This is a genomic window from Anaerolineae bacterium, assembly GCA_016931895.1.
In the GTDB taxonomy this organism is placed as follows: Bacteria; Chloroflexota; Anaerolineae; order 4572-78; family J111; genus JAFGNV01.
In genome coordinates this window covers 1-23,354 of record JAFGDY010000083.1, presented here as the reverse complement: position 1 = coordinate 23,354, position 23,354 = coordinate 1, and the positions used below count along the sequence as shown (strand labels likewise).

At 50.1% G+C, this 23,354-nt stretch carries 18 protein-coding genes; all 18 read right to left on the bottom strand.

The annotated features are described in order from the left end of the window. Window positions 1-13: 13 nt before the first annotated feature. The gene (locus tag JW953_06580; protein MBN1992352.1) at window positions 14-1,807 is read right to left on the bottom strand and encodes a tetratricopeptide repeat protein; all 1,794 of its coding nucleotides are present in this window, start codon (window positions 1,805-1,807) and stop codon (window positions 14-16) included. A gap of 138 nt (window positions 1,808-1,945) precedes the next feature. Next, complete coding sequence (locus JW953_06575) at window positions 1,946-4,600, bottom strand: hypothetical protein (GenBank protein ID MBN1992351.1); 2,655 nt, start codon at window positions 4,598-4,600, stop codon at window positions 1,946-1,948. An 84-nt stretch (window positions 4,601-4,684) separates the two neighbouring features. After that, window positions 4,685-5,746, bottom strand: a complete 1,062-nt coding sequence (locus JW953_06570; GenBank protein ID MBN1992350.1) for a flippase-like domain-containing protein — start codon at window positions 5,744-5,746, stop codon at window positions 4,685-4,687. A 58-nt stretch (window positions 5,747-5,804) separates the two neighbouring features. Next, window positions 5,805-8,432, bottom strand: a complete 2,628-nt coding sequence (locus tag JW953_06565) for a hypothetical protein (GenBank protein ID MBN1992349.1) — start codon at window positions 8,430-8,432, stop codon at window positions 5,805-5,807. Continuing rightward, window positions 8,429-9,271 (bottom strand): sulfotransferase, encoded by an 843-nt coding sequence (locus JW953_06560; protein ID MBN1992348.1) that lies wholly within the window; start codon window positions 9,269-9,271, stop codon window positions 8,429-8,431. Before JW953_06560 ends, JW953_06565 begins: the two co-directional genes overlap by 4 nt. A gap of 201 nt (window positions 9,272-9,472) precedes the next feature. After that, on the bottom strand, window positions 9,473-10,291 hold the full coding sequence (locus tag JW953_06555) for a methyltransferase domain-containing protein (GenBank protein ID MBN1992347.1): 819 nt from the start codon (window positions 10,289-10,291) through the stop codon (window positions 9,473-9,475). A gap of 140 nt (window positions 10,292-10,431) precedes the next feature. Next, on the bottom strand, window positions 10,432-11,469 hold the full coding sequence (locus JW953_06550; protein ID MBN1992346.1) for a radical SAM protein: 1,038 nt from the start codon (window positions 11,467-11,469) through the stop codon (window positions 10,432-10,434). Further along, window positions 11,466-12,665, bottom strand: coding sequence for a DegT/DnrJ/EryC1/StrS family aminotransferase (locus JW953_06545; GenBank protein MBN1992345.1), 1,200 nt, complete (start codon window positions 12,663-12,665; stop codon window positions 11,466-11,468). The genes JW953_06550 and JW953_06545 overlap by 4 nt, the downstream gene beginning before the upstream one ends. Continuing rightward, entirely contained in the window at window positions 12,662-13,351 is a 690-nt protein-coding gene (locus tag JW953_06540; GenBank protein ID MBN1992344.1) for a WbqC family protein, read from the bottom strand. Before JW953_06540 ends, JW953_06545 begins: the two co-directional genes overlap by 4 nt. Beyond that, on the bottom strand, window positions 13,351-14,472 hold the full coding sequence (locus tag JW953_06535) for a glycosyltransferase (protein MBN1992343.1): 1,122 nt from the start codon (window positions 14,470-14,472) through the stop codon (window positions 13,351-13,353). The genes JW953_06540 and JW953_06535 overlap by 1 nt, the downstream gene beginning before the upstream one ends. Window positions 14,473-14,530: 58 nt before the next feature. Beyond that, window positions 14,531-15,331 carry a class I SAM-dependent methyltransferase gene (locus JW953_06530; protein MBN1992342.1) on the bottom strand — a complete coding sequence of 267 codons (801 nt, stop codon included), beginning with the start codon at window positions 15,329-15,331 and terminating at the stop codon, window positions 14,531-14,533. After that, on the bottom strand, window positions 15,321-17,225 hold the full coding sequence (gene asnB, locus JW953_06525; protein ID MBN1992341.1) for an asparagine synthase (glutamine-hydrolyzing): 1,905 nt from the start codon (window positions 17,223-17,225) through the stop codon (window positions 15,321-15,323). The genes JW953_06530 and asnB (JW953_06525) overlap by 11 nt, the downstream gene beginning before the upstream one ends. 15 nt (window positions 17,226-17,240) lie before the next feature. Then, window positions 17,241-18,059 carry a methyltransferase domain-containing protein gene (locus JW953_06520; protein ID MBN1992340.1) on the bottom strand — a complete coding sequence of 273 codons (819 nt, stop codon included), beginning with the start codon at window positions 18,057-18,059 and terminating at the stop codon, window positions 17,241-17,243. Then, window positions 18,031-19,221 carry a glycosyltransferase family 4 protein gene (locus JW953_06515; protein MBN1992339.1) on the bottom strand — a complete coding sequence of 397 codons (1,191 nt, stop codon included), beginning with the start codon at window positions 19,219-19,221 and terminating at the stop codon, window positions 18,031-18,033. The genes JW953_06520 and JW953_06515 overlap by 29 nt, the downstream gene beginning before the upstream one ends. 17 nt (window positions 19,222-19,238) lie before the next feature. Next, complete coding sequence (locus JW953_06510; protein MBN1992338.1) at window positions 19,239-20,813, bottom strand: carbohydrate binding domain-containing protein; 1,575 nt, start codon at window positions 20,811-20,813, stop codon at window positions 19,239-19,241. 131 nt (window positions 20,814-20,944) lie between these two features. Then, window positions 20,945-22,843, bottom strand: coding sequence for an asparagine synthase (glutamine-hydrolyzing) (gene asnB / locus JW953_06505; GenBank protein MBN1992337.1), 1,899 nt, complete (start codon window positions 22,841-22,843; stop codon window positions 20,945-20,947). 91 nt (window positions 22,844-22,934) lie between these two features. Next, window positions 22,935-23,135, bottom strand: coding sequence for a hypothetical protein (locus JW953_06500; GenBank protein ID MBN1992336.1), 201 nt, complete (start codon window positions 23,133-23,135; stop codon window positions 22,935-22,937). Next, window positions 23,110-23,354: nucleotidyltransferase domain-containing protein (locus tag JW953_06495; protein MBN1992335.1), on the bottom strand; the 245-nt coding region annotated here is incomplete at its 5' end. The genes JW953_06495 and JW953_06500, both read right to left, overlap by 26 nt.

The following is a 23,354-nucleotide window of genomic DNA, read 5'->3' as shown; positions in this document are numbered from 1 at the left end:
AGGGGTAAGTTGATTATTCAGCCGGCCCAAATTGGCCAATATCTACCAACAGCACGTTATCAAAATAAAATTGATTTTCAACTCCAGCGTTAAGTAACCATACCTGGGCTGCGGTTGCGCCCTGGGCAGGTTTCATGAGGTGAGCATGGTGAACCCAATGAGCCGGCTCATTGGGTTCCCGAATAAGGTTGTAGTAATCATACACCTGTTGCCCTCTTTTGAGGTTGCCCAGCCAGCGCCAGCCCAGGAAACCGGTCCCCTCTTTGCCTTTGGCCCAGGCCGCTTGCAAATAAACGTGCTGTGGGTTTACCGGAAAATAATTGGTAACAAAACTGGTATGATCCATCTCGCCGACGTTGTTGAGTAAGGCGGCTCGGGTATCTTGCCCATAACGGCGCTCAGCGACAAAAGTGCGTGTTTGGGCAGAGATGTCATAGATATCTTCAGGAAAACCAAAAGGAGTCCGGCCCAATTCAAACCCGCCATTCGGAACCAGGTTCCGCGCCTCTTCTATCACCTGCGCCCAACGCTCGCCAATATGATAAAAGTTGGCCTCGTCGGTTATAGGAACACCATTGGCCGGCGCCCACCAGTAAAGCCATAAGGCCGTTGGCTCGCCCCCCACCAACATGGCTTCGTTGGCGTCATAACCGAGTAACTGCCAGTCATTGATTTGAGTATAGTAACCACCAACGGGAAATTCTGGCTCCCGATGGGCCAACTCCTCCTTTAACTGCGCCAGCCAGATATTTTCAGAGCATTGGCTCAATTCACATCCATCGGCCAACTTCTTTAAACTGAGGGGGTCTTCAGGAGCCAGTTGGCGGTATTGTTGGTACCAGGTTTGGGCCTGGCGCAGCCACTGTTGATTTTCACCGTTTTTGAACCTGGCCTCGTTCAGCATACCTAAACGCAGATAGGCCCGGGCATAATCGGGGGCCAGGGCGATGGTTTGCTTGTAGGCGTTTTCGGCCTGGGGTGATTGTCCCTGGCGGCGATAATATTCGCCCAGGTAATACCATAATTCCGCCTCTTCCGGGGCCGCTTCTATCAAACGCTGCAACCAGAATTCGGTTGGTTGAAGATCATTGTACCAGGCATAGTAAGCCAACACACCCCGCTTGGTGGCGGTGGCCCACAAATCATCTCTAAGCGCGCCGGCGATGGCCTCAATTTGGTAACTGGCTAACCGGGGTTCGGCTGTTGGCAAAAAGCTTTCTTCAGGAAAATGCTTTGCCTGGTTGCGGTAAAAATCAGCTTGTTCAACGTTGTGTGCGTAATATTGATACAAACGCCATTTAGCATATAAGTCGGCGTAATCATTTTGGCCCAGGAGTTTATCGCGCCAGATAGAAACCGCTGCTTCCCGGTCATTTTTTAGCCATAATTGCTCGGCCAGTTTCAGATAATTGACAGCCAGTTGGGGTTGCCGGTCGCCTATCAGCCCGGCTTGGTAATGAGCAATCGCCTGTTCCACATTGCCCAAGTCATCGTATGCATCCCCTAGCTCCAACAGCAGGAGGGGGTTGTTGGGTGATAAGGATAGGGCTTGTTGTGCGGCTGCCAGGGCCTGTTTGGGTTTATCCAATTGCAGATAGGCTTTGGCCAACTTGCGGTAGGTTTGCTCATTATCTGGTTCAAAATGCAGGGCGATTTCCAGGTAGCCGACCGCCGCCTGATTATCCCCCTCGGCCATGAGGGCGGCCCCTCTATCCAGATAATAAGCGCCAACCAGATAAGGCCCGCTTAACCAAAGTAAGCCCAAGAAGGTTATACCTGCCAGGCCACCCCAAATCCTGGAAAACACTTGTGTACGCCTCAATAAAGTAACCGTTTTTTGACAATTCAGCCATCATACACCAAGCCCAGGCAAAACACAAATTTACAGCGATGGTGGCCTATTGGTTATCTGAGGAACTCAAGCCCTGGTTCTTCTGGTTGAATTTTAATGGGAGGTCTCTTCACATACCCAGGCTGCGTAAGGCAGCCTGATATATTGTCCATCGGCCCGGCCCAGAACATAAACCAGCCCTTGGGTGTAACCCTGGTTATCTCGTAGAAGCACTGCTTTTTCAAAATCTTGCACCAGAATGACGCCCAGTGAAGGGTGTTCTTCTGGCCCTGTGGCCCAGCCGATTTTATCAAAAACCTCGGGTTGGCACCACACCTGGCCTATGCCAAAAGTTGGTTGAAATTTGCCCGGCGGGGGGTCATCGGCAGAGCAGCCATATTCCGGTTGTCCTCGTTCGTAACCAGGTTGGTCATGTTGCCAGGTGTGGAGAAAAGTGCCCTGTTCCCCTAATTCCTGCCCCCCGTAAATTGTTATCACCAGCCGTTCGCCGGCAGCACTGAGGTTGCCCAACCAGAACATCCGGCCCCGTTCAAACGGAACCTCAATCGCCTCAGTAGTTACCGGTTCAGGGTGCAAAGGACAGCCCAGCCGCCATTTTTCGCGCTGCCATAACTCATAAAATTCTCCGCGCGGTTCAACCTCACATAAAACCGGCGCAGCGGGAGGGCTGTTTGTGACCAATTCCCGGCAGTAATCCTCTTCAGTTTGCCAACGGGCCAGGCGAAAGGGTTCGTTGGGCCGGATGAACTCGTAACCGGCTTCTTTCAGCCGGTCAAGCCGGTAGACCCAGGTTTGGGGATACCTCCTGAAACTGATCAGAACATCGGGTGGCACTTCAGCCGGAAAAGTGTCCTCCTGGATAATGTTTGAACGATTGATGAGATAATAATTAGCAGCCGTATATACCGGTTCCCCGCTGGCCAGTTTGTCATATATTTTTTGGTAAGGTAGCACCGTAATCTCTTTGTTCTCATCCAGCCACTCGCCTGGATAAGCCCAGTAGAGGGTAATGGAGTTACATGGGATGCCGTTTAAGGTATTATTACCCGACAGGTGACATTGATTTTCTAGCGCCTGGCCGGCCAGCATAATATCTTCACCCCAGCCCAGCCAGGCCGGATTGAGTTTGCCCTTGATGGGGGTACTGTCGTCGTAATGCGCCCAGATCGGTCTGAAAGCGCCATATAAAGGGCGGAAAGGCAGAATCTCTGCCAGCAGGAGTACCGCAAATATCCCCCCAAAGGCGGCTTTCTTCTTTGCGGGCAGGGTGGTGAGCGCTTCTGTCACTTTCAGCGAAACCACCATAACAAACAAAAATAGGCCGATGTTGAAGTATCTGTTCCATACCCGGATCTGGAACAGCCCAAAAACCAGCGGCATGAGCAAGGCCCCGGTCCATAGCAGTTCCAATCCCAGGTCTATTTTCTGCCGCTGTTGGGTAAGCCTGGTCACGAGCAGGGCCGCCAGCATGCTAAGCCAGTAAACCGTGGGCATTGCATTCACAAAAATGGCGTAAGCATAAGCTATGAACGAAACACGATGCTGCCAGGCCGAGGCCGCGTTGAAGTGCAAATCGATCTCAGTGCCGGCGAATATTGGGACCGGAGGGTCATAATTCCCCGGCGCAATGGGAAAATACGGGGCATAGTAAACATCTACGACATAGGTGCCGGCAATTCCAACCAACAGCGCCAAAATAGCCAGCAGAATATTGGCCCGATCGAGTTGGCGGCCGATTATGGCCAATAAATGGGGTCGAAGTGTGAAAAATTTGTCTGCCAACAAAATGCCCAGGGCCGCCAGGCAGCTAATCAGGAAAGATAGCCCCAGCAGGGGTAAGAAGTAATATCTAAAATTATCACTGCCGAAAATGCCAAAATTGTATAGCATAATTGGCCCGGCCCATGCTGTCAAAGGACGCACAGCGCCTACCCAGAAACCGGTCGGCACATTAAAATGTCGTATGACGGCAACGACCAACGTAAAAATAATACCTATGGCCGCCGCCACAATAGAACCCACCAGAACACCCCGAAACAACCTGGCATAACCAGACTTTGAGGCTGGTTGGCTAACCAGGTAGCCATATACGGCTAAAGCAAAGATTAAGATTGGAGAGGCGATCAACTTCTCCTGGGCGGCCAACCAGGCCAAGACAATCCCAATCAACCCATCCCTGGAACTTTTTTCTTTGATGGCTGTTACCAGGTGCAACAGAGCCAAGATGCCTAACAGCATCGAGAGCAGATCGTAATTGAAAACTTTCAGAGCAATGTTGTTGGTTGGCAGGAGTAAGGCGGTATAGATAAAAATAACAAAGAAGAATTTTTTATTTGACTCTGAGATGAAGTCCCGGCGCAAGCGGTAATGGAGCCAGAGTAAGAGAATAAATCCGGTCAACCAATGCAGATTTTTGAGGATGATTTTGCCCTGGATCTCGGTCATTTCCGGCGCGTAATATTGCGCTGCGGCCGCCAGTAAACCTAGCGAGGTGGTCGTCGTTCTGGCGGCAACCAGAAGCCACTGCCCCAGGTCAGCGGAGGCCAGGTGGAGCGATTCCAAGATAATGCCGTACACGAGCGCATCGTAGGTTAGAAATTGACTGACTCGTTCCAGAGAGAGGTATAAGGGGGGGAGGGATAAGGCAGCTAGAAGCAAGGCTGCGCGCCACGACTTGCATTGCCAACGGAGATAGAGCAGGAGTGAGAGTTCGGCCAAAAACAGAAAAACAAGTTCATACCGATTCATAGTAGTTTGTATCTTCTTGGTAACTACCCAGCCTCTCGTTTCCAAACTGGAGTTTGGGAACGAGGTTGGGAGTGGCCTAAGTAGTTACTCTTCTTGGATAATTGTTGTTATAGACCCCGTAACACCATTCTCTGGCCCTGAAACAGCCTGGTGGATTCGTCGTCCACCTTGCAGCCAGTCGCCGGCTTCAAATAGGCCTCCTGCCAATCCGCCCACCACCGCTGCGCCAAAAATTATCAGGGATAGGCTCAAGGCCCGCGCTTCGGATATACCGTAATCATTTAAAAGCAAGACAAAACTGGCTTCACGTACCCCCAGCCCGGCAACCGAAACCGGCATCATGTTGATGATGGCTGTTAGGGCAGTCAACCAACCTATGACGAATATAGGTTGATGGATGTCCAGAGCCAAGGCTAATAGATATACGTTGAATACCCCCAAACTCCGGGCTAATAACGACAGGCCCAGCACCAATCCAATGGTGCGGCCATTGGCTAACCCCTGGAAAGCAATCAAGGCTTCCCAGGCGGCGCAACCTTTGGCGTATAACCAGGTTGGAAGCGGAAGGCGAGATAACAGCGGCCGGCTCAGGTGAGCTATCAGGCTGGTCACCGTTGCCGAACAAAAGGGCAGCCATAACAACATCACCCCGCCAAACATCATCCCCACGATGGTTCGGAAGTAGGGTGAGGCCAGGCGCGCATCAAACCACATACCAATTAAGCCGACGCCGAGCAAAACGAGAGTGTCCACCAATCGGAAATAAATCAACAGCGCCCCGGCCTGGATACCTTTGCGTTCAGGACGCGAGAGTTTGTACCAGGTTGCGCCCCCTCCCGCTAACTCACCAGGCAGCAGCAAGCTATAAAAACCCGCAATGAGCTTGATCTTGAACAGTTCAAAGATGCTGAAGCGCATCTGGAGTAAATCCAGGCCCAACGATAGTTGGTAGGCGTAGATATACCGGAGGAGAAAAAAACTGGCCAAGGCGATTATAAATAAGCGCAGGTCAAGACGGCTTAAGGTATGCGGTACGGCGGCAAAATCGACCTGGGTGAATAGCAATGCCAAAATCAGGGCGGCAAAGGCCAGCCGGGCTATCCAACTCACCCACATGCGCTGCTGGCTGGTCAGTTTCAAAGTCATTGTTTCAGTTCCCCTCTTGTTTCTGGCAAATTCAGTATATTGTAGGGCGAATATTTGGTTACTTTTGCCGGTCTGTTGTGACGACGCCCTGATATGGCAGCCTGATATATTCTCCCGTTGCGTGAAAGAGAACGTAGACCAGTCCCTCCTCGTAACCCTCGCTATCACGCAGAATTACTGCTTTCTCAAAGTTCTGAAGCAGGCTTACTTTAGGCTCAGGTTTATATTCTGGGGTTATGGCCCAGCCGATTCTATCGAATACTCCGGGCATGCACCATACCTGCCCTATGCCAAATTTCGGTTGAAATTTTCCCGGGGGTGGGTCGCCGGGAGAGCAGGAGAATTCGGGTAGTTCCGGCTGCCAATCCTCCGGGTAATATTCCCAATTGCCGCATGCCCCTAACTCCTGCCCGCCATAAGTAGCGATAACCAATCTAAAGTCACCATAAGGGTCAAGCTTGTCTGGCCAAAACATACGTCCCTTTTCAAAAGATGTTTCAATGAATTCGCCGGCCAACGGTTCAATGTGTTGCGGGCATCCTATAAGCGCTTTGGCGCTATGCCACAGGTCTCGAAATTCTCCCGCAGGTTCCATATTACAGGATACAGGCGGTAATTCAGCAGGTAGGCTATTTAATGGTATCGCCTGTAGGCGATTGTTTAAGCTTGGTAATTTCGTCAATGCTCTTTGGTCGGTTGGGCAGTGACGGATGAACTCGTATCCGGCTGCTCTAAGTTGGTCGCCCCTGAATATCCAGGCCTGAATAAATCCCCGAAAATTGATGACAAAGGCAGGGTCTACTTCAGCCGGAAATGGACAGGTTTTCTGAACAACGCAGGCGCGGTTAATAATATAATAATTGGCTGCTGTGAGGGGCAACTTTGACAATGAAGTTCGAACACCTTGAATAGTGCTGATCTGCTGGTTTAGATCTAACCAGTCGCCTCCATACAGAGTGGCTAAAGTTAGTGACACACAAGGAACCCCATCGAGAGTGTGATCATCCGACGCATGACACTGTTTCTCAAGAATTTTACCGGCCAGCATTACCTCCTCTCCCCAACCCGGCCATGGCCGGATTGGCTTTCCGGCTTCGGGGGTATTACTGTAATGATTTGACCAAATCGGTCTAAAAGGGGCATACAAGGGGCGGAAAGGCAGAACCTCAAGAATTAAAGCTGTTACAAACAGGGCGCAAAAAAGGGCGTTTTTCATTGGCGACAGGTTGGTCATCGCCTCCGTTACCTTGAACGAAATGACCAGGGCTGTCAAGAACAAGCCGATGTTGAAATATCTACCTCCAACCGGCATTTGGGCCAGGGCAAAGGCCAGTGGCATGAGCAGAGCCAAAGTTAATAGTAATTCGAGATCCCAACTTGTTTTCTGTTCCCGGTGAAGGATCTTGGAAACAATAAATGCGCCGGCTAAACCAAGCCAATAGACTGATGGCATTGAATTCACAAACGCGGCATAACTATGACCAATGTATAAAGCTATATGTTGGCGCCGCGAAGTAGCCGCAAAGTGAACAATGGTATCATTCATTTTGCCGGAAGGTTGATACTGGCCGGATTCGATGGGGAAATGCGGGGCTAAATACGCTTGAACATAATAGGTGCTTACAATTCCTATAACAAGAACCAAAATCGCCAGACCGATATTCGCGTTATTGATTGAGCGGCCAAACTTCATCAACAAGCTTGAATTTTTAGTCAGAAACCTGTTTGCCAATAAAAGAGCAGCGGCCAGCAGACAGGTTATGAGCAGGGTAAGCGCCAATGTTTGCAAAGGATAGTAATTGCCAAAGTTGATTTTTTCAGTTATAAACCGAAGTGTTCCCCCCCAGGCGGTCAAGGGGTAATGGGTGCTCTGCCAAAATTCCTCCGGAACATTCCAATTTCGCAGCCCGGCAATGATTAGCATAAACACGGCGCTTGTAAGCAGGGTAATGGCGATGGCCAGCAAAAGGCTCCAAACCAACTTGATATATTTAAACCTGGCCGCAAGCAGGTAACTCAAGTAGCCATATACCGCCCAAGAAAGGATTAAAATCGGAAATGCGTTCAATTTTTCTTGGGCGGCCAGAAACGCAAGAACAATGCTGAACAGGGCAAAAATCCGGTTTCTGTTCTTGATTGCCAGAATGAGGTATAAGATGGCCATAACGCCCAGCAATAGAACCAGTGGATCTTGATAAAAAATCTTTAAGGCCAGGTTATTGGTTGGCAGGAGCAAAGCGGTGTATATAAAAATAATAAAATAGAACGCGCTGTGGCTGGCCACAACAAAGTGTCGCTTCAACAAATGATACATCCAGAGTAAAATGATGAATCCGGTCAGCCAATGGAGATTCTTGAATAGAATTTTGATTTGCGTCGTTGCCATCTGGGGGAAGTATTTGAGCAGGATCGCTCCCAGGGGACCAAACAAAACATCGGTTGTTCTGAATAACCCTCGCAACCATTGGTTTGGGCTATAATCAGGTAAAGATATGTAAAGCGACTCGTTAATCTGCTCTTCATCCACGGTTAAAAATTGGCTGGTCATTTCCAGGGATAAATATATCGGAATTACAGACAATATCGCCAGGGCAAGGGCCGCGCCCCGAGATTTGAGCGTCCAACGAAGATAGACTAATAACAGTAGTTCAACCAACAGAAGAAAGACGAGTTCATTCTGGTTCATCGGGTCTTTATTGTAGATGGGGGCAGTTCATAGCCCAACTTCGCTATATCCGCTTCAAGCTCTTCTCTGATTATCGTGCATTCTGCCTCGGTAAGCTGAGTTCGCCATTTGTAGTTAATAGCCTGATCCATTCTCAACACCCACTCGGTTTTGGCCGGCAGTTCGCAAAAGTCAAGTAGAGCGGTCAAGGTCCTATCCTGATCCAGACACATGTCTTCATACTTGACCAAATGGCAGTTAATATCCGGCCTCTCCTTCAATTGTTGCATAATGTAGGTGTTAATGTTGACCCAATGTCTGGCCAGTAATCGTACCGAGTCTGGTCTGGTCGGGTCGTAGATGTTTGTATTGTACCGGCTGATTACGTGGGAGTGACGGCGCCAGCCTTGGTTGGGGTAGAGGTTCATGCACGTTGTTGGTTCTTTTGGAATCTCCACCAGCAGATGGCCAAACTGAGCGAGGATGATTTTCCAACTGGCAATCATCGCATAAGGATGCCTGATGATATGAATCAACTTAACGTCAGGAAAAATCTTGTGGATGTATTTGAGTTTGTTGCTGAGATGTCCGTTCTTGTTTAGCAAATAAAAGCCATCCCTTTTCAGAGCGGGATATTTTTGGGCCAGATAACTATGCATAAAGTTGATCCGCGCCGGATCAATATCGGCATCGTCCATCGGTAGACAAAAACAGTGGCCGATTGGCGTGCGCAATCTGGCCCCGCCAAAACCGGCTATAAAAGCCCCACCAATTTTGACCCACATCTCGGTATCTTCCCCGTCGGGAAAGCCCCGCGTTGGTATCAGGCGACGATGTTCGCTGAGAAGATTAAATAACATCGTCGAGCCAGATCGCCCACACCCAATAATAATAACCGGTTGGCGGATTAGGGGTACTCCTGAGGTTTGATTTTCCGAGAGGCGCGGCTCCAATGGAGACAATAATCCGTTTATCCGGTAGAAACGTTGGATATAACCTTTTGCCCGTGAAACGAAACCGGTAGGTGTATACCGGTTTCGTGTTATCGTTTTGTTCATTATTTATGGTTTGCGAGCCAGAATTTCAAGCACTGATCCTATCCCCGAGAAATTGAAAAATTCATACACGAGCCGGCGGATAGATCTCAATAACTGCCCCCGCCATGTCGACTCGGTTACATAACCGGCATAATCACCAGTATAAGCCTGGCCGCACCGGTTGAAAACGGCTTCAAGCATTGTTTCAGACATGCCATAACATTTTATGGATATTTGCCTGTATCCCATATTGGTGAACAATAGGCGAGCAGTCTGGCGCGAGAAGTACAGCAGATGCAGGGGAGGATGGTTGCCAATCCAGCGGTCAAGCCCGAGTTGGATGGTCCATGACTTTATATTCGGCAACCCAACCACGTAAATAACGCCACCTGGCTTTAGCAGCCGGTACAGCACGTCCAGGTAGCGACGGGGGTTGTGTAAATGTTCAAGAACGCTGCCCATAAATACCGCATCAAACGAGGCTTCTGTTAACCCGGCCTCAAACAGGGAACAGCGGTGAATGTTCAGCAGCTCGTCTTTGTCATAACCCTGGCGCCAATCTCCAGGATCAACCCCGGCTGTCTCCCAACCACGGCTTTGAGCCATTTCCAGGAAGACCCCCGGACCACAGCCCAAATCCAGGATGCGCCCGGTGTGGCCAAGTTGTTGTTCAATCAGGTCAAGATATTGCTGGCTTGTATTGCGTTGCCAGATTGCGTTTCCACTCAAAATCGACTCTGTGTTCAGGTAAGCAGTTTGAAAGAATTGATCATATATTTCCTTGGGCAGGGCATAAGCGGCTTGTAAGGCGGCCTCAGACGGGCAGGGATTAGCGAAAATCATCTGACAGACTTGACATTGGTCAAGATTCCAACCTCTGAGTATGCGCCACGACTTGAATTGGCCATTGCCGCACACAGGGCAAGTGTCAATGTCAACTCTTTCCGAAAGTATATCAGCTGTTTTTGTAATTGGATCAGTCATTAGTAATTCACCCACCATGACTCTTTATACGTGCAAATATCACAACCTGGCTCATTGAATTCTTGTTTTAGATGAGCCTCTTTTAAAGAGAGCATACGTTTTGATTGTAAGATTTCTTGAAGAGATTGTTTCTTGAGGTCACCAATAATGGCATGCGTTGCATAATCAATGCTACACTTCTTTAGGAAGCCGTTTGAAAATACTACTGCCTTACTGAACAGGAGATGGCAAGGGTATCGTGTAGTCTGATGGTATTCATGAGCAGCATCAGTGGTTAGATTGGTTTGACTCCCAGCGAAGTTGTGTGAATCGATGATTTCGACGATATCTACGAATTTGCCAAAAAACTTTCGAAATTCCCGTCGGCTATCTTGATTTTCTGATAAAGTTACCATATTGACCCGGGTCAGAGGCGTTTGCCAGCCCATCTCTTGCCGAATTTCCATAAAGCGCCGGATATTTGCAATTACCTGATCGAACTTGAGATTGATCCTAATTTGCTCATACTCTTCTTTACGGGCCGAATCAATGCTCCAGGTCAGGCTGTCCAGGCCGGTGGCAATAATCTTTCGGGCTATTTTCTCGTTCATCAATGAGCCATTGGTGAACATGTGGACATAAGTAAAACCGTGGGCTTTGGCAAAACGGATCTTGTCAAAGATATTTCTGTCCAGAAGCGGTTCACCGCCGGTAATAATCATCTTGCGGATGCCCAGCGCCTCGGCTTCCAGGCAAATGCGCTCAAACAGCTCTTGGGCCATAATTGTTTTGCCCAAGTGAACTTCGGGTGGGCACATAATGCAGCGGGCGTTACAGGCATCGGTGATAGTCATCTCAATAAAAGGCGGAACCCGCATATATTGCCGTGCTTTACGCTCGACCAGTTCCTGGTAAATTTTGCGGTAAGGGGGCATGTGGTAAATGGCCTCACTTTGCATCATCTTGTGAGCCAGATGGTTGAGCGCCGGGGTTTTGCGTATAAAATTGTAAAAGGCTCCGTATAAACGGCTGCCCAGAGTTGGGCTGGTGCTATTCATCGTCTATATGCCTCCAAAACTTTATAAGTAGCGTCTACCACATCTTGCGCGTCTTGGTCCGTCATGCCTGGGGTTAAGGGAAGCGAAAGGACATTGGCCCCAATATGTTCGGCCATTGGATATGCGCCGTCGGACAGTTGCAGTAAATGCCTGTAGAAAGTCTCCTGGTGTAAAGCAGTATAATGCACACCGGCCCCAATATTCTCTGCCCGCAGGGCAGTGACGATTTCATCGCGCGAGGCGGCAAACTGTACGGGGTCAAAGATTAAAACATACAAGTGCAGTCCATGCCGGTGTTTCTGAATGTTATCAGGGCGCCATTGACGTGTCACACCGGGTAAATCGGCAAACGACCTGTCATAAAATCGGGCGATGGTTTCCCGGCGGGCCAAGAAAGCCTCTACCTTGGCCAGTTGGTGCAGTCCCAACGAGGCCTGCAGGTCGGTTAGATTATATTTATAGCCTGCTTCCAGTAACTCACTATGCGCGATCCCCTTTTTTTGATAGCGTTTCCAGGCGTCAACATCAAGCCCGTGTAGCCGCAAAACCATCAGACGATTGTAGAGATTACCCTCGCTAAAGGTAATTATTCCGCCTTCGGCTGTGGTCAAGTTTTTGTTTGCATAAAAGCTGAAGCAGGTCAGGTTCCCATGAGCGCCAATGCGTTGGCCCTGGTAACGGCTGCCAATGGCATGGGCGGCATCTTCGATGATGGGGATGTCACCCACCGCAGCGCGCACTGCATTCAGTTCAACCGGCAGGCCGCCAAAATGGACCGGAATAATAGCCTTGGTGCGGGGCGACACAGCCGCCGGGATGAGTTCGGGATTTATGTTCAAAGTATCCGGTTGGATGTCAACAAAGACGGGTCTGGCCCCACAATGAACAATCACGTTCGCCGTTGCCGCAAAGGTTAGCGGGGTGGTAATGACTTCATCTCCCGGCCCTACACCTTTTGCTAATAAAGATAGATGCAGAGCGGCCGTGCAAGAGCTGACGGCCAGCGCATAAGGCGCGCCCACATATTCGGCAAAGGCTTGTTCAAACTGCTGCGTCTTTGGCCCGGTGCCAATCCAGCCGGAGCGAAGGGTGACTACTACCTCTTGAATCTCTTCCTCGCCCAGGCAAGGTGCCCCGAAAACCAAAAACGTATCTCGAACGGGAGTTCCCCCCTCAATAGCTAATTTTTGTTTCATTTAGTCCCCCAAATGTAATTTGGTGCATCTGGACCGCAGTTAAAGAGCAGATCAATTACTGATATATGTGGATCAAAAATTCCGTTTATTTGAGGGTAAGGTGGATAGTTGTAAATTTGATACTCCAAAGTAATCCCTGCTTGTTTAAATTTCTCTGGCTCAATGTAGGCTTGCGCAGAGGGACCAGACAAGTAGCGATCAGCTCCCAAGGCCAGACAAATGTCCACCAGACGGTCTGTGCTACGAGATGTCAACTTAAGATCAGAAGAAACGACCCACTGCACCCTTATCCCTAGAATATCGGCTAACATCTTAGTCAGATAGATATCGAGATCAGATATCCGTTCCCATGGCTGTTCATAGACTTGGACCAGCAAAGGAAAAAATTGTTCAAAGTATGGTGCTTTACTGTAGCAGTGGTGAATAGTTTTAAGGTGGTTATGTTGCCAGTTCTGTCGGTTGTCAATCAATATCTCATTGATAGGAGCAAAATATTTTCCTTTAGTGAGAACCGGTACTGTAATCCATTGGCTACCATTTGGTGTTTTGATACGATTGCGATTGCGCCAAGATCTACGGTCGTATTGAGCATCATCATAGAATACAAAAATGTCAACTTTATGAATAATATCAAAGTAACCCCGCCAGGGTAAGAAAGTTGGTTGAATGTCAGCCAGTGATATCATTAATGTCTTACAAGTTCTAGATAAAAGTTTTCGTATCGGCGAACCATCGTTTCGGCTGAAAACTCAGTTTCAATTCGCTTTCGCGCTACAGCACCTATTATCTGCCGATATGATGCAAGGTCTTTTGAGATAGTTATCAACTGACCAGCCAGGGCATCCACATCACCGCATGGTGTCAAAAAGCCAGTTTGATTATGTTCAACAATCTCTGCAATAGAACCTGCGTCATAAGCCACAACTGGTAAACCCATCGCCATTGCCTGATAGATGACTACTCCCATATTTTCATCAAGGGCAGTCATAACGAACAAGTCTGCATCAGTATAAAAATTCTCTAGATCACGGCGCAGGCCGGCAAAAATCACACTGTTATCCAGGTTTAGTTGACTGACCAAGTTGCGCAATATTCGCTCCTCCTGACCGCGACCAACAATAATGAGCCGGGATTGAGGTAAATGATCTTGAACTTGTCTAAATGCTCTCAGTAGCTGTGTTTGGCCCTTGGCGGGGTGTAGACGGGCAATATTTAGGATAATGGGTGAATCTGCTGAAATCCCAAATTCCCTACGGATACCAGTGAGGCATCCCTTTTGAGCTTTGAGCCGTTCGGCATAGTCCGTGCCAATAGGAATGTGACTGATGTTAGATGGATGGTACCCCAACTGTGTGATCTGTTTTTTGGCAATCTGGTCTTCAACCACTATCCCATTGGCCCGCTTGATGACTGGTTTGAGCAAGGGATAGAACCAAACAGGTAATTGTTCTTTCAGAGCATGCATCGATACTACATATTTGGATCTGATAGATTTATTTTTTAAGAAAAGTCCCAATAGGGTTGAGAATTCCAGGTGGAGATTAATGATATCAGGTTGAATTTGTCGTTTTACCTTGAAAGAGTGAACCAAACTTGTGATTACACGGTACCGATGGTTAGAAAGGTAGGCTACTGGAGTACCTGTTGCTTTCAATTCCTCACCAACAATTCCAGGCCCGTGCAAAGCAGCACAGTGATGGACAAACGTCTTTGAATGGGCATATTTAATAATACTGGCTACAATCTCTTGGGCGCCGCCGGCGTCCAGACTGTCAATGAGGTGTAATACTTTTAACGGTTTGGTCATGGGATGTGTTCAGAATGTCCAAATCTCCAGTCTTGCGGCAGTTGGTTCATTAAGTTTGTCATTGAGCGCTATCGGCGCGTCTAAAAACAAATTCATTACAGCCGGTGGGTACTGTTGGTGCCACAATTCGCTCGATTTGGAATCCTTCGGCTTCTATGAAATTTACAATGTCTGTTGGTGAAGCATATTCGTAAGGATATCCGCCCAACCAATCAATCACATCGTACCAAAAGTCCATTCCCCGTTCCTTGGCCAGGGGGTTACGGCCGGTAACCAACGCTTTAGCGGCGTAGATAATAGCACCAAAAAGATAATTGAGCAACCAACGTCCAGGGCCGGGCGACAGATTGTACAGCCACTTGATCTGTTGCCAAATTGGGGAGCTCCAGTGATAATTATAAATCGCCATCACCAAGCTCCCCCGCTCCGGTTCCACCAGCGAGGCAGCATTGCGAATGGCCTGCCACATCGCCCCGGTGTGATGCAAAGAACCCCAGGCATATACCAGGTCAAATGTGCCCAGTTGAGCCAGAAATGCCTGGTCCAATACATTACCCACACAAAGATGCGGTGCAGCCAGGGCGTCCCCCTGTTTTTTCAGGCGTAAAGCGTTGCGGGTGGATACCTCAATCGCCGTTGGGTTGAGGTCAAACCCCACTACTCGCGCGGCCCCACTTTGCGCGGCCGCAATAGCAAACAAGCCAGAGCCACAGCCAATATCCAAAAAACTCCGGCCGACGATGTTCTTGGCCCCAATCAAGTCTTGTAACGATTGTACGGCAGCCTGTAAACGTTGGTTATCTAATTTAGCTGCGGAAAAATCTTGCCAGTTACGGCCAAAATCAAACTCAAGCGACATTTTTTACCTCGTATTGGCGCAGCCAGATTTCAAGAGCCAATAAGGCCCAGATGCGCCGCCCGTTATCCGCTCGACCCTGTTTATTTTCCTCAATCAGAGGCGCAATAGCCGCGCGGCGTAGATAAGGGCTGAGCTTGGTATCTGGGGCCAACAACAGGTCGCGGGCTGGCTGATAGAATGGCCCCCGCAGCCAGAGACCTAGCGGCACGCCAAAGCCCAATTTGCCTCGCTTTCCCACCGCGGCCGGCAGCAGGTCGGCAAATACTTCTCGCAGAATCCATTTGGTTTGCCGTCCCCTCACTTTCCAGCCTGCCGGCAAACGGGCGGTCAATTCCAATACTTGATGATCCAGAAAGGGGGAACGGGCTTCCAGGGAGTGAGCCATTGTCGTTCGGTCTACTTTGGGGAGCAAAGCGCCGGCGAGCATATAATGCACATCCGTGTATAAGGTGCGGTCCAAGGGATGGGTGGCCGGGGCCTCTCGAAAGGTTTGAGCCAATAAATCGGCCGAAACCGTGTTGCTGACGGCCTGGCGCATATCGTCGGTATAGAGCGCCAATTTTTCGGTCTCGGTAAAATAGGTTCCCCAACGTAACAAACTGGTGGCCCGGGTCATGGTGGCGGCCCGGCTCAGTTGGCGCAGCGCCATTACATAATTGTGTTCCATGGGTAAATCGGTGCGTACCGGCAGAAGCTGCAACAGCCGGTCGAACACACCTTGCCGCAGAAAATCCGGTGCGAACCGATAAGCGTCGGCAATTACATCGGCGTAGTAACGCTGGTAACCGGCAAAAGCTTCGTCCCCGCCATCGCCATTGAGGGCTACCGTCACATGTTGCCGGGTCAGTTGGGCCAGGTGCCAGGTTGGAATCGCGGCGGGATCGGCAAAGGGTTCATCAAAGTGCTGAATAAGGTTGGGTAAAATATCCAGCGCATTTGGCTCAACCATAAATTCATAATGCTCTGTGCCAAATTTCTGGGCTATCTGGCGCGCATAAGGCAGTTCATTGAAGCCGCCTTCCTTAAAGCCTATGGAAAAGGTTTTAACCGGTCTATCCATCATCCCGGCCATCAAACCAACAATGATGCTGGAGTCGATGCCGCCGCTGAGGTGCGCCCCCAGGGGCACATCGCTCATCAGGCGTATGCGTACCGCCTCAGTAACAGTTTCGCGCAGTTGGATTTTGAGTGCTGCTTCTGGGAGATTCCATTTTGGTTCGTAGCTCAGGTCCCAGTAACGCTCAAGCTGTATCCGTCCGTTTTGCCACACCAACCGGTGGGCTGGCGGCAGCTTGCGGATATTTTTGAAAGCTGTCCAGGGATCGGGTACATAGTGTAAGGTGAGGTAATGATGAATAGCTTCGACATCTACGGCAAGCGGGAGATGGGGATACTGGAGGAGGGATTTTAACTCCGAGCCAAACAACAGCGTCCCGTTGTGTTCGGTATAATAGAGCGGCTTTTGTCCCGTTCGGTCTCGGGCCAGCAGTAGCCGCCGTTGATTCTCATCCCAAATGGCAAAAGCAAACATCCCCCGCAATTGGTCCACGCAGGCCACACCTTGCTCTTCGTATAAATGAACAATCGCTTCGGTATCGCTGTTAGAGTGGAAAATGTGGCCTTTTGCCTCCAAAAGGGCGCGGAGCTGCGGATAGTTGTAGATTTCACCGTTAAAAACAATCCAAATCGTCCCATCCTCGTTAGAAAGTGGTTGGTCACCGGATACCAGGTCAATAATAGCCAGCCGGCGCATCCCCAGCCCCACCCCGCCTTTGAGATAGAAGCCCTCGCTATCTGGCCCCCGGTGACGAATGACGGCATTCATGCGCTCCAACACCAGCCGGTCTATCGGGCAGGCGGGGTCACTATTTATCTGGCCGCAGATACCACACATAAACACACTTTCATATCAGCCTGAATTTTCAGCAGGAGCCTCACCATACAGGTAGATACCCAAAACTGAAAGCTCCTTTTCACTTATTTCTTGAAACTGACGGTTGAGCCTGGGTCTGATTTCTCTTAACCCCGGTTCATCTTGCAGAAAGACGTCATAACTGATATTCACAAAGCCGGCCTGTCGCATTGCTTGCACATAATCTGGAACACGCCATCGGTTGAGGTAGAATCCTCCTTTGGGATTAAGCCAGCGTTCCCATACCTCCACAGAGAAGGTCAACATTTCAAACGGGTAATCAAAATAATGATCGCGCAAATCAATGGCATGATAAGTAACGCCGCCAGGCTTAAGCCACTCACGGCATTTAACCAGTGCTAGTTCCGGATTTTGCACATGTTCCAGCACAGCCCCGCTGGTCAATAGGTCTGCTTTTTGAGGGGCAGGTGGAATTGGCCAGGTCATCAGGTCTCCCCTGATAACCTTGATGCGTTCAAGCACGTCATCAAGCTCAAGCCCTAACCTGGAGCAATCGTTGGCCAGCATCAGCCGATGTTCTTCAGCATCTAACGGTACGGCATAAAGATCAAGCAGGGTCACTTGACTGGCTCCTGCGGCCAGCCAGCGAAGCGCCGCTCGAGCGTAGCGGCCGCTGCCAAACTCAACAATATGTTTACCCTGAAAATTCAGGTTGAGCGCCTCTAAACGCTCACGCCACTGCCCAAAAATTGCGTCAGGACATTCTTCAGAAGCGTTATCACCCAGCCCGGCTGCTTGCAGTTTCATCATGGCAAAAAACAAACGGTCAGGAATTTGGCGTCGTAAAACCCGCATGCTGATGTATTTCCAGTTCATCATTTCTCTCAATCAAAGACTCGGCCAAGGTTAGATATGCTTTAGCCACGCTTTGCCAGGTGTACTGCTCCTCAACCCGTTGGCGGCCTGCCAGCCCCATTCGTTGTCGTAACCGATCATTCGTGATTAATTTTATTAAGGCCTGGGCTAAAGCCGCTGGGGTTTCAGGCGGAACCAGCAAACCGGTTTCTCCTTCTTGGACTAATTCTTCATTGCCTGCAATTTGTGTCGCCACCACTGGCAGGCCGCAAGCCATAGCTTCTAAAACAACGTTGGGCATCCCTTCATCCCGTGAAGGCAAAACAAAGATGTCGGCAGTTTGGTAACGAGCAGGTAGTTCACTCCGCGCGCGCCAACCGCTGAAATGAATAGGATAATCCAGTTTGTTGGCTGTTTGTTCTAACTCCGGCCGGGCGTCGCCATCGCCGACAATTTCTAATGACAGCGGGATGTGGGGCGGTATCAGGGCCAGGGCCTGTAGAAGTATGTCCAAACCCTTCTGATAAACCAGGCGTCCCACAAAGAGCACCCGGATTGTTGACTCTTGATGGAGGATATGAGGAAGGGGATGGAAATGGGCCGCATCCACGCCGTTAGGAATCACATGCACTGGTATCTGCGGGGCCGAATGTTGAGCCAATACCTGCAAGCCGCGGCTGTTAGCCACCACGGCCCCGGCTTGCCGCCACAAAAGGCGAATAACCGGGCCAACCAGCCGGTGGTATAAGGCTAAGTCGTAGGGTTGAAAACCCGGCACATCGCCGCCGCGCAAAGAAACAATGTAGGGGATATCATATCTCAGTTTGAGAGCCAAACCGACCGGCCCGGAGGGAACACCAAAAAAGGTAATGGCAACCTCTGGCCGCCAATCACCAACTAACCGCCAGGCGGCCAATCCAGCGCTAATGAGAAAAGTCAACATCTCTGGCGGCGTACACCGGTCGGCCCAACGGCGGATCACGGGTATGCGCTGAATAGTGAAACCATCGCGTTGCTCATAATGGGGCAATTCCCGGAAAGCTGAGGTCAATACTCGTACTTCAACGCCCAGGCCGGCCAATTCCTGGGCTAGATTAGCGGTTGCATTACCGGCCCCTCCGCCCAGTGGGGGGTATTCATAATTTACCAGTAAAATACGCATAGTTATGGAGACAATCTTTACGATAGCCTGACGAGCTTGACATCATCAACCCAGACTTTCCCCTCATTGTAAACGACTATCGGGGCCAGGTAGATCTCTGATGATGAAGGTGCGACGATAATTGTTTCCACATAAGTCCAATCCAGCGTTCGATTTTCTAAAGACTTTTCACTGCCTCCCCTTATACCAGTACTTCTATCTTCCCACTGTAGCAGATCAACCTGCAACATATCAATGTTCTGGGTTTTGATCCAGGCACTGAAATGGTAGGCAACGCCCGGCTCAAGCAACACCGACTGAAACCACAGGCCGTGTTGTCCCTCGGCCAATCCTTCAATCAAAGCGCTATATCGTCCATTGTAACCGACATTCGGATCGAGGCCAAAAGTCGCCGCCTTAGAAATAGGATAAACATTCCAAACGCCTTCTTCAAACCCGCCGTTGTTCAGCAGGTTTTTCCCTTGGGCCAGGTCAGGCTTCAACTCCAATAATCGATGGTAGGCATCAAGGGCTGCATCTTGGCGACCGACGTTGGTGTAAGAGTTAATAAGTTGCAGGTATAATTCAGGTGTTGGCGTACCAATTTGCGGCTGCAAAACCTTCCAAATCTCACGAGCATAAAACTCATGCAAAACCGGGCCTGGATGACCATCATTGGGCAACGCCCACAACTTCTTATAAGAAATTGCCCCAAACTCGCGTGTATAAATGGGCTGTAGATCTACGGTCTGGAACCCGGCGGCGGTCAACTCCTGGGCCAGCAGCGTGTGGAAACTCTCTTTAGTTTCTGCCGTTTTGAAGTCAACTGGACTGGGCAATATAAAAGCATATGCTAATATGTTATGGGATCTCAATAACTCCCGAAACTCACGTACTGTCTGTTGCCAGCGAGGCCAATAAGGCCCCTCAGGATCGTACAAATCGGCTTCCCAATCAGAATAGCCATACTTAAGCCCCCAACGATCACCAAGACGATTGATTTGATAATCAAGGAAGCGGAAAGTGTCTAGTCTCAGTAGAGGAATCTGCGAAGGAATATGGGTAAAAAATCTCCACTCCTTTGGACCCCGCCTGATTGATCTGGGGAGAGGTGTTTCCGGGTCATTGGTAACCACTCCAACCACCACAATATCTGGCGCAAGGGCCAGTCCATCCCGGTACAAGGCGTTGAGCTCATCACGTGTGTTCCATCCACCAACCGACATATTGATAATTTCCACGTGCGGGCCAGCTAACTCAGCCAAGAGAAAAGGATATATCTCGTTATCTGCTACCCCTGCCCCATAAGTAAGAGAGTCCCCCAGGATCAGGATCCTGGTCATGCCTTCCAATTTCTCAAGGTCATGTTCGACATCTCGGTATCCCAAGGAATTACGCAAAGAGGAGACGAGGTTTTGAGGCAAACTGCCATAAACGCCAAATAAATAGAGTTTTGAATAATCGCTCCGAAGCAGCAATTCCAAAGGTATGGTCACAAGCACAAAGGTTAATATGATTGATGTCACAGTGATTGTCAGTTTAATTCCTGCTTTCTGAACGGCCTGGTATATAGTCACAAACAACATCTGCTCCTCATTTTGTGACTTTTTCATGATTGACTCTCCTGAAAAAAAGGTGAAAAGTCGGACTTTTGCGCATTACCATACTGCATATAGTAGGTGAAGGCCGATTATATGCCCAGATATAGTGGCTGTTTCTAAAAGTCCGACTTTTTTCAGTGGAGTCATGATTCTTTTCCCCATCTATCATACCACAATTGAAAAACTAACAGGGTCCATAACAGCTTACGATGATCATGCTGCCCAGCCAGGTGTTCGTTTAGCAGGCCGCGCACGTAAGTTGGCTCAAAAAAACCCTGCCGCTGTAAACGTTCGGTCGAAAACATCTCTTCGGCCAGGGGGCGCAACGGGCCGGTTAGCCACTTGGCCACCGGCATGTTAAAACCCTTTTTCCCCCGTTCCAGGATAGTTTTTGGCAGTTGGTCTCGCAGCGCTCGCCGCAGGATATACTTGGTGGTCAGGCGGTGCAGTTTCAGGTGGTGCGGCAGCCCGGCCGTGTATTCTACCAGGGTATGGTTCAGCAGCGGCACCCGCACCTCCAGCGAGTTGGCCATGCTGGCCCGGTCTACCTTGGGCAAAATGTCGCCTTCCATATATAGCTTCATATCGCAATACAGCAGTTGATTCAGGGACGCTTTGGCCTGGCAACTATGCAAGTGCTCAAAGGCGATATGATACGTGTCCTTCTCCCGCACCTGGGCCCAGGGTTGCAAGAGTTGGCGTTTTTGGGCCGGAATGAAGGAGCCTAACCAAAAATGATGGCGCACAATGGGAGGCACTCCCCGGCCAGCGATGAAACGCCGGGCCTTAAAGTCGAAACTAATATTGTCAAAAGAAACAGGCAACCGGTCAACCACCCATGGCGCCAACTGATAGCGGATGGGGCCAGGCAATAGCCGCTCGTAGTATTCTACTGCTCGATGCGCCTGTAAGGTAGAATAACCGGCAAAGAGCTCGTCCCCCCCATCGCCCCCCAGGGCCACCTTTACGTGTTGGCGGGTAAAGTGAGCCAGCAAAAAGGTCGGAATGATTGAGGAATCGCCCAACGGCTCATCCAGAAACTCGGCCATGCGGGGCACCAGGTCTAGCATGGTGTTGGGGGTCAGGGTCAATTCATGATGCTCGGTGCCCAAGTGGTGGGCCACCTGGCGGGCATAGTGAGATTCGTCAAAGGAGGGATCGTCAAAGGCAATGGAGAAGCTTTTAACCTTTCCCGGGGCAGCCTCGGCCATTAGCGCGGCCACAGCGCTGGAGTCAATGCCGCCACTCAGCAGCACCCCAATGGGCACATCGCTGATCATCTCCTTACAAACGGCCTCTCGCAATACCTCCAGAAGTTCGGCCTCATACTCAGCCGGTCGCTTCGGTTGGATGTTCTCACTGCGGGCCAAATTAAAGTCCCAGTATTGCCAGATATGGGTTTGACCCTCGGCAAAAGACAGGGCGTGTCCCGGCGGCAGTTTGGCAATGCCCTGGAAAATTGTCCGGGGGGTGGGAACGTACTCAAAGCTGAGATATTCGTTGAGCGCAACCAGGTCAATTGTCCGCGGCAGGCCGGGATAGGCCAAAACGGCCTTTAACTCAGAACCAAAAATCAGAGCATCGTCGTATTTGGCATAGTAGAGGGGTTTAATGCCGGTGCGATCACGAGCCAACAGCAACCGTTGGTTTTTGGTGTCCCACAAAGCAAAGGCAAACATCCCGTTCAGATGTTGCAGAAATTCGTCGCCAAACTCTTCGTAGGCATGAACAATGGCTTCGGTATCGCTGCGGGTATAAAAATGGTGTCCTCGCCGTTCCAGCATTCGGGTCAGATCAGGGTAATTATAGATTTCGCCGTTGAAAACAATCCAAACCGTCTCATCCTCGTTATGGATTGGCTGTTTTCCTCCCGCTAAGTCAATAATGGAGAGACGGCGCGACCCCAGGCCCACATTGCCCTGGACATATATTCCTTGATCGTCCGGGCCACGATGCGTAATTGTACGACACATCGCCTCAACCAGACTCGCCTCAATAGGTCTGGCTCGCTCGGTGTAAATTAAGCCACAGATGCCACACATTTAGGCTGATTCCTGTGAGTAAGGCGATTGATACACCCCGGTAGGCTGATTTTCTGAGCCAAGGCTATGAACCCAATTCACCTTCCAACCTTCAACCTTCCGCCTGATTCAACTGATCCAAAAAGGCGATAAATTGGCCCAGGTTTTCACGATAGACTGCTTGCAGGCGTTGCGCTTGTTTTAGAGCCTGTCGCACCCCTTCCGTTTCCAGATGGTAACGGTAGAGATGTCGAAAAAGATGGCGGAAACGACTTTGCATATCCGACTTAAGGATCTGAAGCCGGCTGCTCATAAACCACCTCCCCTTTCTGGCGCACGCGTTCGGTAAATAGATCTTCTGGCTCAAGCGAACGGACGTCCAGCCTCCAGGCCGGTGCGGCTCGTTCCAGCTCGCGCCAAACGTCAAAGCAAAGCGCCATATTGGCCCCCTCAAGGCCGATGTCCACATCTGAGTCGGGCCTGAATGCTCCCGGCCGGGTGACTGAACCAAACAGGTAGACCCGCCGGACGG

Excerpts from the sequence above, each read along its gene's own strand:
- JW953_06575 (MBN1992351.1), bottom strand. The coding sequence starts at position 4,600 with ATGAATCGGTATGAACTTGTTTTTCTGTTTTTGGCCGAACTCTCACTC.
- JW953_06570 (MBN1992350.1), bottom strand. The coding sequence starts at position 5,746 with ATGACTTTGAAACTGACCAGCCAGCAGCGCATGTGGGTGAGTTGGATA.
- JW953_06565 (MBN1992349.1), bottom strand. The coding sequence starts at position 8,432 with ATGAACCAGAATGAACTCGTCTTTCTTCTGTTGGTTGAACTACTGTTA.
- JW953_06560 (MBN1992348.1), bottom strand. The coding sequence starts at position 9,271 with ATGTTATTTAATCTTCTCAGCGAACATCGTCGCCTGATACCAACGCGG.
- JW953_06555 (MBN1992347.1), bottom strand. The coding sequence starts at position 10,291 with ATGATTTTCGCTAATCCCTGCCCGTCTGAGGCCGCCTTACAAGCCGCT.
- JW953_06550 (MBN1992346.1), bottom strand. The coding sequence starts at position 11,469 with ATGAATAGCACCAGCCCAACTCTGGGCAGCCGTTTATACGGAGCCTTT.
- JW953_06545 (MBN1992345.1), bottom strand. The coding sequence starts at position 12,665 with ATGAAACAAAAATTAGCTATTGAGGGGGGAACTCCCGTTCGAGATACG.
- JW953_06540 (MBN1992344.1), bottom strand. The coding sequence starts at position 13,351 with ATGATATCACTGGCTGACATTCAACCAACTTTCTTACCCTGGCGGGGT.
- JW953_06535 (MBN1992343.1), bottom strand. The coding sequence starts at position 14,472 with ATGACCAAACCGTTAAAAGTATTACACCTCATTGACAGTCTGGACGCC.
- JW953_06530 (MBN1992342.1), bottom strand. The coding sequence starts at position 15,331 with ATGTCGCTTGAGTTTGATTTTGGCCGTAACTGGCAAGATTTTTCCGCA.
- asnB (MBN1992341.1), bottom strand. The coding sequence starts at position 17,225 with ATGTGTGGTATCTGCGGCCAGATAAATAGTGACCCCGCCTGCCCGATA.
- JW953_06520 (MBN1992340.1), bottom strand. The coding sequence starts at position 18,059 with ATGCGGGTTTTACGACGCCAAATTCCTGACCGTTTGTTTTTTGCCATG.
- JW953_06515 (MBN1992339.1), bottom strand. The coding sequence starts at position 19,221 with ATGCGTATTTTACTGGTAAATTATGAATACCCCCCACTGGGCGGAGGG.
- JW953_06510 (MBN1992338.1), bottom strand. The coding sequence starts at position 20,813 with ATGAAAAAGTCACAAAATGAGGAGCAGATGTTGTTTGTGACTATATAC.
- asnB (MBN1992337.1), bottom strand. The coding sequence starts at position 22,843 with ATGTGTGGCATCTGTGGCTTAATTTACACCGAGCGAGCCAGACCTATT.
- JW953_06500 (MBN1992336.1), bottom strand. The coding sequence starts at position 23,135 with ATGAGCAGCCGGCTTCAGATCCTTAAGTCGGATATGCAAAGTCGTTTC.